General features: G+C 63.0%; 13 protein-coding genes. 6 read left to right on the forward strand and 7 right to left on the reverse strand.

Annotated elements, in window-relative coordinates:
* Window positions 1-67 precede the first annotated feature (67 nt).
* Together F4827_RS00165 and F4827_RS00170 are read left to right on the forward strand one after the other, a co-directional pair.
* Window positions 68-802, forward strand: coding sequence for a MotA/TolQ/ExbB proton channel family protein (locus F4827_RS00165; RefSeq protein WP_183721194.1), 735 nt, complete (start codon window positions 68-70; stop codon window positions 800-802).
* Between the two features lie 17 nt (window positions 803-819).
* Entirely contained in the window at window positions 820-1,239 is a 420-nt protein-coding gene (locus F4827_RS00170) for a biopolymer transporter ExbD (protein WP_183721191.1), read from the forward strand.
* A 479-nt stretch (window positions 1,240-1,718) separates the two neighbouring features.
* Here the strand turns inward: F4827_RS00170 and F4827_RS00175 are convergent, their stop codons facing one another.
* Window positions 1,719-2,750 carry a LysR family transcriptional regulator gene (locus tag F4827_RS00175; RefSeq protein WP_183721188.1) on the reverse strand — a complete coding sequence of 344 codons (1,032 nt, stop codon included), beginning with the start codon at window positions 2,748-2,750 and terminating at the stop codon, window positions 1,719-1,721.
* A gap of 122 nt (window positions 2,751-2,872) precedes the next feature.
* Between F4827_RS00175 and F4827_RS00180 the strand changes: the two genes are divergently transcribed.
* The 4 genes from F4827_RS00180 to hemP all read left to right on the forward strand — a co-directional run bounded on the left by F4827_RS00180 (window position 2,873) and on the right by hemP (window position 5,304).
* On the forward strand, window positions 2,873-3,754 hold the full coding sequence (locus tag F4827_RS00180; protein WP_183721185.1) for a pirin family protein: 882 nt from the start codon (window positions 2,873-2,875) through the stop codon (window positions 3,752-3,754).
* A gap of 162 nt (window positions 3,755-3,916) precedes the next feature.
* Window positions 3,917-4,327: an OsmC family protein gene (locus F4827_RS00185; RefSeq protein WP_183721182.1), complete on the forward strand. Its 411-nt coding sequence runs from the start codon at window positions 3,917-3,919 to the stop codon at window positions 4,325-4,327.
* A 35-nt stretch (window positions 4,328-4,362) separates the two neighbouring features.
* A complete protein-coding gene (locus tag F4827_RS00190; RefSeq protein ID WP_183721179.1) occupies window positions 4,363-4,848 on the forward strand; it encodes an SRPBCC family protein in 486 nt (161 codons plus the stop codon).
* Between the two features lie 192 nt (window positions 4,849-5,040).
* Window positions 5,041-5,304, forward strand: a complete 264-nt coding sequence (hemP, locus tag F4827_RS00195) for a hemin uptake protein HemP (RefSeq protein ID WP_183721176.1) — start codon at window positions 5,041-5,043, stop codon at window positions 5,302-5,304.
* 419 nt (window positions 5,305-5,723) lie between these two features.
* On the opposite strand, the gene F4827_RS00200 is transcribed toward hemP, so the two are convergent.
* From F4827_RS00200 to uvrB, 6 genes are all read right to left on the reverse strand, one after another.
* On the reverse strand, window positions 5,724-6,134 hold the full coding sequence (locus F4827_RS00200; RefSeq protein WP_183721173.1) for a heme-binding protein: 411 nt from the start codon (window positions 6,132-6,134) through the stop codon (window positions 5,724-5,726).
* A gap of 129 nt (window positions 6,135-6,263) precedes the next feature.
* Complete coding sequence (locus F4827_RS00205) at window positions 6,264-7,658, reverse strand: 4Fe-4S binding protein (protein ID WP_183721385.1); 1,395 nt, start codon at window positions 7,656-7,658, stop codon at window positions 6,264-6,266.
* A 26-nt stretch (window positions 7,659-7,684) separates the two neighbouring features.
* Window positions 7,685-8,530 carry an FTR1 family protein gene (locus F4827_RS00210; RefSeq protein ID WP_183721170.1) on the reverse strand — a complete coding sequence of 282 codons (846 nt, stop codon included), beginning with the start codon at window positions 8,528-8,530 and terminating at the stop codon, window positions 7,685-7,687.
* A gap of 67 nt (window positions 8,531-8,597) precedes the next feature.
* A complete protein-coding gene (locus F4827_RS00215; protein ID WP_183721166.1) occupies window positions 8,598-8,930 on the reverse strand; it encodes a cupredoxin domain-containing protein in 333 nt (110 codons plus the stop codon).
* A gap of 100 nt (window positions 8,931-9,030) precedes the next feature.
* Window positions 9,031-9,579, reverse strand: coding sequence for an iron transporter (locus tag F4827_RS00220; protein WP_183721163.1), 549 nt, complete (start codon window positions 9,577-9,579; stop codon window positions 9,031-9,033).
* 337 nt (window positions 9,580-9,916) lie between these two features.
* Window positions 9,917-11,998, reverse strand: coding sequence for an excinuclease ABC subunit UvrB (gene uvrB / locus F4827_RS00225; protein WP_183721160.1), 2,082 nt, complete (start codon window positions 11,996-11,998; stop codon window positions 9,917-9,919).
* Window positions 11,999-12,275 lie beyond the last annotated feature (277 nt).

A 12,275-nucleotide genomic window follows, 5' to 3' on the forward strand; every position in this document is an offset into this window, starting at 1 on the left:
CGCTGTTCGCTCAGCGCGTCTGAATGAGAATCACACTGTTTTGACGAATTGAATTAAAGGAAAAAGCATGCAGAACTACGGTATCGCCCACGTCTGGGCGCAAGGGGATTTCGTGACGCGCGGCATCGCGCTGGCACTGTTCATCATGTCGGTGCTGTCGTGGTGCGTGATCGTCGTGAAGGGCTGGAACGTGGCGCGCCTCAAGCGCCTCACGAAGAACGCCGAACAACAGTTCTGGCATTCGGACGATCTCGCCGATGGCGTGAAGAAGCTCGGCAGCGGCACGCGCGAGGACAACCCGTTCCTCGCCCTCGCGCTTTCGGGCCAGGAAGCCGCCGATCACCATCACCAGACGCAACCGCATCTGCATGACCGCATGGACGTGTCGGACTGGGTCACGCGCTGCCTGAAGGACACGATGGACGAGTCGGTTGCGAAGATGCAGTCGGGCCTCGCGATCCTGGCTTCGATCGGCTCGACCGCGCCGTTCGTCGGCCTGTTCGGTACGGTGTGGGGCATCTATCACGCCCTGCTCGCGATTGGCGCATCGGGCCAGACCTCGATCGACGCGGTGGCGGGTCCGGTCGGCGAAGCGCTCATCATGACGGCCTTCGGTCTGTTCGTGGCGATTCCGGCCGTGCTCGGCTACAACGCCCTCACGCGCGCCAACAAGGCGGTCGTCACGAAGCTCAATCGCTTCGCGCACGGTCTGCACGCGTTCTTCGTGACGGGTGCGCGCCTGTCGTCGACGGCCAAGGGTAGCAACGCCGGCAACCTGCGCGTCGCCGCACGCAACCACTAATCGCGGAGGCAAGCAACATGGCGATGAGCCCTTTTGCCAGCGACGATGACGATGGCCTCATGAACGAAATCAACATGACGCCGCTCGTCGACGTCATGTTGGTTCTCCTGATCGTTTTCATGGTGACGATCCCCGTGATCCGTCACGCCGTGAAAATCGACCTGCCGCATGCGAGCAGCCAGAAGGAAGACACCAAGCCCGCGCAGATCAACGTGTCGATCGAAGCGGACGGCTCGGTGCTGTGGGACGGCAATGCCGTCAGCGACGAGCAGCTCAGCGCGAAGATCGCGGCGGCCGCGCAGCAGGAACCGCAGCCGGAACTGCACTTGAACGCGGACCGCAAGGTCCAGTACGAGAAGGTGGCGCAGGTGATGTCGGCGGCGCAGAGCGGCGGCCTGACGAAGCTCGGTTTCGTGACCGATCCGGCGCACAAGTAAGACACGCGCTGCATCAAGCAACGCATGAAACGCGCGGCACTTTGTGTCGCGCGTTTTCTTTTTCGCTCGATCATTCGGATGCCGAATCATCATCGCGCAAAGTAAAAGGCCTTCATCGTCGGATGAAGGCCTTTTTTCGAGCGCACGCGGCGCATTCGGGCGGTGGCGACACTCCCCGACAATCGATCGGTTCACGTCGGCACATGCGACTGCCGTGGCGACACGGACTGCGCTTTCGGCCCTGAAGGCTCGCTATGATAGCGGCCATCAATTCCCGCACAAGACCGGTGCTTGGCGAGAGGACTTCAATATATTCCTCTCGCTGCCCCGCTTCAAGACTTTGCCCATTGAAAGTAACGATTGCCGGCGGCGCTTAAATGCCAAAAAGCAAATACGCGATGGACGGAGAAAAAGCCTTCATACAAGCGCACGCGCGTGCACGTTCGCAACGTTTCTATTCATACGGCGCGAGCGCGCGATCAAGCCGTTTCGATATTGCTGAGCGCCTTGGCGCGTAGCGCCGCCTGCTGCTGCGCCTGCACGCCGTTCTTCGCGATCAGTGCATCGATATCGCTTTTGAGCGGGCATTCCTGATTCAGGTTCTTGTCGGCGTCGAGCACTTCCACCAGGTAGTCGACGAACGCGCGCACGGCGGGAACCATGCCCTGGCGCGAGAGGAACACGGCATAGAGTTGCGGCACCGGCAGCGTCCAGCCCGGCATCACCGGCGAGAGCTTGCCTGAGCGCAGCGCGGCGCCATACATCATCTCCGGCATGGCGGCGATCCCCAGCCCTTGCAGCGCGGCCTCGCGGATTGTCGTGAGGTCGGCGCTGATGAGGCGCGGCTCGTGTTCGTGCGAATGGCGTGTGCCGTCCGGCGCGATCAGATGAAACACATGGCGGCCATCGCCCGTGGGCGTGTCGAGCGTCTCGAAGCGCGCGAGATCGTCCGGCGTGAGCGGCGGCGCATTCTGCGCGAGCAGGCTGGGCGCGCCCACCAGCATCTGTTCCGTGCGCCATAGCGGGCGCACCACGATATTGGCGTTCTGCGGCGGCTCGGAGCGCACCCGCAGCGCGATATCCACCGAATCCTCGAACAGGTCGATCACACGATTGGTCACGCGCATCACCACCCGCACCTCGGGGTAGCGATGCATGAATTCGGGAATGATCTGCGAAAAGATGGTCTGCGACAGCGTGACCGGCACGCTCACGCGCACCGTGCCGCGCGGCGACGAGCGCAGCGACTGCACCACGTTCACGGCCGCCTGCGCCTCCGCGAGCATCGCGCGGCAGTGCTGGTAGAACAGCTCGCCGGCTTCGGTGAGCGCGAGCTTGCGGGTGGAGCGCTGCAGCAGGCGCACACCGAGCGACGCCTCCAGCTCGCTCACGCGGCGCGACAGCCGCGACTTGGAAATGCCGAGCACGCGCTCGGCCGCCGAGAATCCGCCGTGTTCCACGACCTGCGAAAAGTACATCAGGTCGTTCAGGTTGTGCGAATCGATTTTCATGTCGTCGTTCCAGCGATGGGACAATCCATTGCGATCAGGCGGTCAAACAGGCCAAATCGGCTACCTATAATAGCGGTTTGTTTCGCATATCGCGCAATTCCCATTTTTCGGAGGTGATATCCATGCCGGCCGTCCGCTCGATCGCCCACGTTTTTCCCGCCGTTCGCACCACCGAGGGCGGTGGGTTCGTCGTCCATCGCCCCTTCCCTACCCGTCAGCTGATGGATTTCGATCCGTTTCTGCTGCTCGACGAAATGGGCCCTGTCGATTACGCGCCGGGCGCGGCCAAGGGCGCGCCCGACCACCCTCATCGCGGCTTCGAGACCGTGACATATATGCTCGCGGGCCGCTTCGGCCACAAGGATTCCGCAGGCCATTCGGGCACGCTCAATCCCGGCGACGTGCAGTGGATGACCGCCGGTGCCGGCGTCATCCACAGCGAAATGCCTGACCCCGAATTCACCCGCACGGGCGGGCTCATGCACGGTCTGCAGTTGTGGGTGAACCTGCCGGCTTCGGACAAGATGATCGCGCCGCGTTACCAGGAGATGCCGCACGCGGGCATTCCGCAAGGACGCTCGGCGGACGGCAAGGCGACGGTGAAAGTGATCGCGGGCGAATCGCTGGGCGCGAAGGCGGCCATCGAAACGCGCACGCCCATCCTCTATCTGCACTTCACGCTCGCGCCGGGCGCGCGCGTGGAGCAGCCGGTGCCGGCCGCATGGAATGTGTTTGCCTATGGCATCGCCGGGACGGCGCGCTATGGCAATGAGGGCGAAGCCATCGGCGCGCAGCAGATGGTGGCGTTCGCGGGCGATGGCGCAACCGTGACGATCGCCGCGCCCGCCGATGCGACCGAACCAGTGGAAGTGCTGTTGATCGGCGGCCTGCCGCTCAACGAGCCGGTGGTGCGCTACGGCCCGTTCGTGATGAACACCGAGCAGGAGATCCGCGAGGCCGTGCTCGATTACCAGGCCGGACGCATGGGGCGAATCTCGCACTGAAGGGCGCCGGACCGTCAGCTTCGGCATAGGCCATGCGCGCGCCGAAGCTAACCCACAGCCTGCGCCGCTTTTTGTCACAATAAGGTTTTACACGCCGCTTACCGGGCCTGGGCGTCCGGTGCGCGGCGCATTCCATTCAACCGTTCCGTCCGCGAGGCGCGCATGTCCGAACCGGCAGTCAGTCCTTACGTCACTGCTCATATTGGCTCGACGAACTATCAGGTCCAGTTCGACGACGGCACCCACACGTGGATCGCCGACGAACCGGTGTCGCTCGGCGGCGGCGATCGCGGCCCCTCGCCGTTCTCGCTGCTGCTTTCGAGCCTCGGCGCCTGCACGTCCATCACGCTGAAGATGTATGCACAGCGCAAGGAGTGGCCGCTCGAAGGCGTGCGCGTGAAGCTCTCGATGCAAACCGGTAGCGAAGGCACCACGATCGATCGTCAGATTGCGCTGGAAGGACGGCTTTCCGACGAGCAGCGCGAGCGTTTGCTGCAGATCGCCAATGCCTGCCCGGTCCACAAGGTCCTCACGAACACGATCCACATCCGCTCGGGCCTCTTCGTCGCCTGAGCGCCTGCGGACGGACATCACAGGAAGCCGTCGCCTTGAATTTCGAACACCTCATCCAGATCAACGACCCGACGAATCCGCTCGTGCAGCCGATGACGCGCGAGCAGCTCTGGGAGGGCCTCGTGCTGCGCGCCGAACAGCCGCAGCTTTTCGTGCTCGGCCTCGACAGCTGCACGATCCTCACGCGCGAAGGTGCAACGCTCGAACGCGAACTGCATTACGGTCACGCCACGGTGCGCGACCGCGTCACGCTCACGCCCAATGAAAGTGTGCGCTACGACATCCTCGCGACCGCCGAGTACGTGGGCGGCTCGCTCACCATGACGATCGAGGAGCCGCACGCGCAGCAGCTGTTCCTGCGCTTCGAATACCGCACCACGCTGCCGACCGCGGATTCGGGCGAAGAGCACGAGACATCGGAGATCGTGAAGTCGGCCTATCGCGAATCAGACATCGACACCGTGCGTCTGATCCGCCAGTTCGTGCAGGGTCCGGGCGAACCGGAAGCGCCGCTGCACTGAATTCCCAGCGCAAGCTGATCCCGCCAACACGCCCGGCCCTGCGCCGGGCGTTGTTTTTTCAGGGAGGTGCGGGGACATCGGGCATAAAGCTATCGCTTGCCGATTCCGATCAATTTATCGTAATTGAAAATACGAACAATTATCATTTAGAATTCATCCATCGAATCGAGACACACACAGACCGTCACGTTCATGACTGAATTCAACCGCTCAGCAACACTTAGCCTGCGCCGCTCGGGCTCCGCGTTGACCGGCTCGCGAGCCCCCAAGGCCGTCGCTCCCGCCGCTGTCACGCGCAACAGCACCGACCCGGCAGGCAGCACGCCCGCAAGCAGCGAGCGCACGCTGGACAGCGCGGCGCTGCTGCAAGGCCGCAGCCACGTGAGCATCCTGCACAACGGCGAGACGTATCAACTGCGCGCCACGCGATTGGGCAAGCTGATTCTCACCAAGTGAGGTTTGAGTTTTAGTACCGGGTATTGTGGGGACCGCCTCCATCGAGAGGCGTTGGGCAGTAGCCAGCAACGACGGCTTGCACGCGAGATCTAGACCCCTTCGTGCACACATCCTTCAAGCTTCAAGCCGGCCGTCACAGCAAGCCATGCCATTTTTTTGTTCTCACCTGTAATAGCGGGAGCGGCGCGCGAAGCGTAGCCGTCCTGGCGAGAGCCGCGGCATCGTCCGCGGCTTTTGCTTTTGAAGGTCGTTGCTTTTGCTGCATGGGGAAGGCAGCGGCGGTTCGCGTTTATGTGATTCAACGCGTCTATGCGCATGTGAATCAGCGATACCGGGGCGTGATTATAACCGCCACCCACCCCACTTCGTAAACCCTTTCGTTGATTGACGCCGTGGATCGACGCCGTTAATCGACGCTATTAATCGAGCCCGCCGAGCGCCGCAATGCCGGCCTGCGCGATCATCGCGTCCTGCTCGGATTTCACGCCCGACACGCCCACCGCGCCGATCACGTCGCCCTTCACGACGATGGGCACGCCGCCTTCGAGCATCGCCGTGAGCGGCGCGCTCAGGAACGCCGTGCGGCCCTGACGGATCGCTTCTTCGTACACCTTGCTTTCGCGACGTCCCAGCGCGGCGGTACGCGCCTTGCCGGGCGCCATCTCGGCGCTGATGGGCGGTGCGCCGTCGAGGCGGCGCAGATACAGCAGGTGGCCGCCCTCGTCGACGATCGCGATCGTCACGTTCCATTCATTCGCGCGGGCGTGCGCCACGGCTGCGTCGGCTACGCGGATCACGTCTTCGTCGGTCAGTACTGCTCGCGTTCGCATGGGTGTCTCCTGAAAGTCAAAAACCGGGCGACGAACGTCAACCCGGTTTATTGAGAGTAGCACCCACACTTGTGCCGCGACGCCCCAATGCGGCGTATACCGCCTATATCAGCAGCCCAGGAAAAATGCTCAGCGCGTCCAGCCCCAGAACATGAGCCACCACGCGCTATCCACCACCGCGAGCGCCAGCGCGAAACCCACCATCGCCAGCGCGCGCTGCCAGAAGCGCGTGCTGTAGCGCGCCGTGACGCGCCATGCGAGCCACGCGCTCCACAGATTCGTGATGACGAGAATCGCGATGCGCACTTCGGCGGCCCAGTCGAGCGACACGTGTTCGGCGCGCAGCAGCGAAAGCGTCGTCGCCGAGAGACCCAGGAACACGCCCGCGCCCGCCAGCGGAATCAGCGATTGCGCGAAGTGATGCAGACGGCGCATGTCGAAGCGTCCGAGCGTGGCCGTCGACGCCGCGAGAATCGCGAACAGCGCCGTGCCATACACCAGCCCGGTCGCGACGATATAACCGACGATCATGCTGCCGTCGAGCCACGAGAACACGTCGTTCTGCTCCGGATAATGCGTGAGCAGGAACCAGGGCGCATTGGTGTCGAGCGGCCAGGTGATATCGCGGTCGATCAGCCAGCCCGCGAGCCACTGCTTCATGCCGATGAACCACGGCGAGCCGGTCCAGTGGAACGCGCCGATGGCGATGCCAAGCAGTCCGTAGAGAATGAGCGCGGTATCCCAGCCGTTGGCCTGGCTGTCGCCCAGTTCGACCACTTCTTCGGCGGGCGAGCGCCACGTCAGCGCAATCGCATCGCGGTGACCGCTGCAGCGACCGCACATATGGCATTGCGCCGCGCCTTTCATATTGCGCAGCGGCACCAGCGGCGCGCAATTGACGGGAATCACACGATGTCCGCCGTGCTCGCCGTGGGTGTACGAGTTGCGCCACGCGTCTTCGTCGACCTTGAAACGGAACGGCGCAAGGCGTGCCAGAAGCGCAAAAACCCCGTTCACGGGGCAGAGATATTTACACCAGACGCGCTTTTCGCGCCCGTACAGAAAGCCGATCACCATCGCGCCTAGCGTCGACCCGCCCAGCACCAGCAACACCGCCTTGGGGTACTGGTAGACGCTCACCATCTGGCCGTAGATGGTGGTGAGGCCAAAGGCCACGAATGGCCAGCCGCCCCAGCGCATCCAGCGCGGTATTGCCCGGCCGCGCCCGAACTTGCTCGCGAATTCGGTGAGCGCGCCTTCGGGGCACAGCACCCCGCACCACACGCGTCCCAGCATCACCATCGAGAGCAGCACGAACGGCCACCAGATGCCCCAGAAGACGAACTGCGCCGCCAGCGTGAGGTTGTTCCACAGGTGCGAGGTATCGTCGGGCAGCGGCATGACCGCGGGCACCAGAATCAGGAACGCGTAGACCGCGACCACGACCCACTGCACGCCGCGAATGATCGCGCCGTGCCGCTGCATCCATTGGCCCGCCTGGGCCAGCCTGCCCTGCCGCCGCATCCCGGGCGGCTGGGCCGATGCACAACTCATGCTGCCTTCCTCTTCGCCACGGCGGCGTGACGTCCGCTCGCGCGATGCGCGAGGAACCACACCACCAGCCAGTACACCGCGTAAGCGATCAGGTTCATCAGCGCCGGGTGGGCGCGATAGCCCGTGAGCGTCGCCACCAGCGAGCCGAAGGTGCTCGAATCGTCGAGGATCGCCGACGAATTCCAGACCTGATCGACGATGGTCGGCAGGATTTCCTTGTCGATCAGTTTGTCCACGCCGGTCTGGAACAGACCCGCGCCGAGGAACAGCAGCATGATTTCCGTGACGCGGAAAAAGAGCCGCCACGAGAACACCTTGCCGCCCAGTTGCAGGAAATAGAACGTCAGGAACGCAAGGCCCAGACCGAGCAGCACGGCCACGTACTGGCTCGCATCCACATGACCCGACTGGCCGAAACCGAGGCCGTACAGGAAGATCACCGTCTCGCTGCCTTCGCGCGCGATGGCCAGCGCCACCAGCACCGTGATGCCCCACCAGTTGGCGTCGCGCGTGGTCTTTTGCAGCGACTCTTCCATCTCGCGCTTGAGCGTGCGGCCGTGCTGCTTCATCCACAGCACCATCTGCACGATCAACACGCAGGCCACCAGCACCATGCCGGTCTGGAAGTAGTCCTGGGCGTCGCCCGACAGCACTTCCGTGAAGCCGACCAGCGCCGCGCCCAGCGCGCACGCCGACAGAATGCCCAGACCCACGCCCGCCCACAGGTACGGCAAGCCGCGCCGCGCATCGGCGTCGCCGTTTTTCAGCCACGCATACAGAATGCCGACCACGAGCAGCGCTTCCACGCTCTCGCGCCAGACGATGAACAATACCTGACCCATTCCACACCTCCTGCCGCCGGTCATCCGCCAGCCGCGTTCTTGCTTTGCGACGCTGACTTCGCGGCGCTTATTTCGCCACGATCACACCCTGCGCCTGCTGGTGAAAATCATCGAAAAACTTGTACTCGCCCGGATCGAGCGGCGCGATCACCACGAACGAATCCGCGCCCGGCGCCAGCACTTTTTCCTTGCGCAACTGAACGCTCTCGAACTCCGCCGCGCCCTTGCCGGTGTTGCGCACCTCGATCTTGATGCGCTTGCCCGCCGGCACTTCGATGCGCGCGGGATTGAGCTTGCCGTCCGTCATTTCGAGCTTGAAGGTCGGCAAATCCTCCGCGTGCGCCAGCGCTGCCGCACACGACGCCGCCAACAGCACCGCAAACTTCCGCAATCCAGTCATCTGTCTTATCCGCTTCCTGGTGTTCGCCTGATGCACGTCTGGTGCAACCTCGCGCGCCGCGCGGCCTCGGGCTCGCGCGGCGCGCTCATACGGCCGCTGATCAGTAGCCGCCCTTCTTGCCGATGCCCGCGAACGGGAAATCGTATTCGAGCGTGATGGGCTTGAACCACGGGCCCACGCCGGTTTCCTTGTCGACGTGACGGCCGAACGCATTGTGGCCCATCTGCATCGGCGCTTCGACGATCATCTTGAGGTGGTACTTGCCGGGACCGGCCAGCTTGACGTTGTCGCCATAGTGCGGACCGTCGTTAGCGACCATCGGCATCAGGTCGCCCTTTTGCACGTAGCTCGAACCGGGCTTCGTCAGCTCGTAGTGCACCTGCAGGTACGGCATCCAGTCGCCTTCGGCGAAACCGGTCGGGTTGTTCTTGACCGCGTGGATGTCCGTTTCCAGGTGGATGTCGGAATCCGACGCCTTGCGCATCATGCCTTCTGGTTCCATGGTGATCGGCTGCAGATAGACCGCGCCGATTTCCATACCGCCCTGGATCTGCTGCTTGCCGATCGGGTATTCGGCCGCCTGGGCCGGGAACGCTGCGGCCGCAGCCGCGATGACGGCAGCGCCGCGCACGAAAGTTTGGATCCGCATCGAAACTCCTGATTTTTTTATGAGGTACCACCGAATGATCGAGTGTATCGAAGCACATCAACCTGAAAATGTTAATGCGAACAATTCTCAATAATCCCGAAGTTTAACACCGAAGCCGATGGGGAACAAATCGCGATGAAAGGAAAACCCCTTCGCAGCAGGGTTTTAGCAGCGCTGGGTTAACGCAGGCTTACGGCAAGCTATCGAATATTTTTCAGCGAGTTCTGAATAGAAAGATGGGTGACTGGTTAGGCACTTTCGGAAGCAATGAAAAAGCAATAAAAAAGGGCGCAGACGGTGTGAAACCGCGCGCCCTTCTTTGCGTCGCCACTGACCGTCAGGCCGGGTGATCGTCCACGTTTGCCCCGAACACGCGTCGACGCAGCGTCGCCAACTGGTCGCGCGTCTGGGCGGCTTTCTCGAATTCGAGGTTCTTCGCGTAGTCCATCATCTGCTTTTCGAGCTTCTTGATTTCCTTGGCGATCTGCTTCTCGGACATGTCCTCGAAGCGTGCACGCTCCTGCTCCTCGCGCAGTTCAGCGCGCGCATCGTCGACGTTGTAGACGCCATCGATGATGTCCTTGATGCGCTTGACCACGCCGCGCGGCACGATGCCGTGCTCCTCGTTGAAGGCCATCTGTTTGGCGCGGCGGCGCTCGGTTTCGTCGATGGCGCGGCGCATCGAATCCGTGATGCGGTCGCCATAGAGAATCGCCTTGCCGTTCACGTTACGCGCGGCGCGCCCGATGGTCTGGATCAGCGAGCGCTCGGCGCGCAGGAAGCCTTCCTTGTCCGAATCGAGAATCGCCACCAGCGAGACTTCGGGAATATCCAGGCCTTCGCGCAGCAGGTTGATGCCCACCAGCACGTCGAAGGTGCCCAGACGCAGATCGCGGATGATTTCCACGCGCTCGACCGTGTCGATGTCGCTATGCAGATAGCGCACCTTGACGCCGTGATCGGCGAGGAACTCGGTCAACTGCTCGGCCATGCGCTTGGTGAGCGTCGTCACCAGCACGCGCTCGCCCACTTCCACACGTGCGTTGATTTCGCCCAGCACGTCGTCCACCTGGGTGGAGGCCGGACGCACCTCGATCACCGGGTCGACCAGACCGGTGGGCCGCACCACCTGCTCGGCGATCTGGCCCGTGACCCTCTTCTCGTAATCGGCGGGCGTGGCGGAGACGAACACCACCTGGCGCATCTTGCGCTCGAATTCGTTGAATTTGAGCGGCCGGTTATCGAGCGCCGAAGGCAGCCGGAACCCGTAATTGACGAGATTTTCCTTACGCGCGCGGTCGCCATTGTACATGCCGTTGAACTGGCCGATCAGCACATGCGATTCGTCGAGGAACATCATCGCGTCGCTGGGCAGGTAATCGACCAGCGTCGGCGGCGGCTCGCCCGGCAGCGCCCCCGAAAAGTGCCGCGAGTAGTTCTCGATGCCCTTGCAGAAACCCAGTTCCGCGAGCATTTCCAGGTCGAAACGGGTGCGCTGCTCCAGACGCTGCGCTTCGACCAGCTTGCCTTCGGCATGGAAAAACTCCAGCCGGTCGCGCAATTCGGTCTTGATGGTTTCCACTGCGCGCAGCACGGTTTCGCGCGGCGTCACATAGTGCGACGACGGATAGACCGTGAAGCGCGGAATCTTCTGGCGCACGCGGCCCGTGAGCGGATCGAACAGCTGCAGCGTTTCCACTTCATCGTCGAACAGTTCCACGCGCACGGCCATTTCGGCGTGCTCGGCCGGGAAGATGTCGATGGTGTCGCCGCGCACGCGGAAGGTGCCGCGCTGGAAATCCTGCTCGTTGCGGTTGTACTGCATCGCAATCAGGCGCGCGATGATGTCGCGCTGGCCGAGCTTGTCGCCCTGACGCAGCGTCAGAATCATCTGGTGATATTCGGACGGATTGCCGATACCGTAGATCGCCGACACCGTCGCCACGATCACCACGTCGCGGCGCTCCATCAGGCTTTTGGTGGCCGAAAGCCGCATCTGCTCGATGTGCTCGTTGATCGACGAATCCTTCTCGATGAAGAGATCGCGCTGCGGCACGTAGGCTTCCGGCTGGTAGTAGTCGTAGTACGAAACGAAGTACTCGACCGCATTGCGCGGGAAGAATTCGCGGAACTCCGCGTAGAGCTGCGCGGCGAGCGTCTTGTTCGGCGCGAACACGATGGCCGGGCGGCCCAGCCGCGCGATGGTATTGGCCATCGTGAAGGTTTTGCCCGAGCCCGTCACGCCCAGCAGCGTCTGGAACGAGAGGCCGTCCTTCACGCCCTCCACGAGCGTCTCGATCGCGGTCGGCTGATCGCCGGCCGGCGGGTACGGCTGGTAAAGCTGGAACGGCGAGCCGTCGTAGTGGACGAACTTCGACTCGTCGAGCGCGGGCGCGTCGGCGACGGTGTGGTCGGACATGGATGACATCCTGGGCGCGGAGCAAACAAACATTCTAGCGTTTCGACACCGGACGGGCGCGACGCGCTTTTGAGGAGTGGCGGTGATTGGCAGTCGACTCTCAGTCGACTGTCAGCGGCTTGACGAGCCGATCTGGCACCGGACGAACAACCGGATCTGGAACCTCATCGGGAACCCTCGCGAGGTGTTTTCGTCAGGCCGGGTGATATCGAGATGGGGCGTTCAGCACGCCTCTGCAAGAGGCCAGCTACAGCGTTTTTGCATCGAGTGATAGCGA

The sequence above is a fragment of the Paraburkholderia bannensis genome (assembly GCF_014200455.1).
GTDB lineage: Bacteria > Pseudomonadota > Gammaproteobacteria > Burkholderiales > Burkholderiaceae > Paraburkholderia > Paraburkholderia bannensis_A.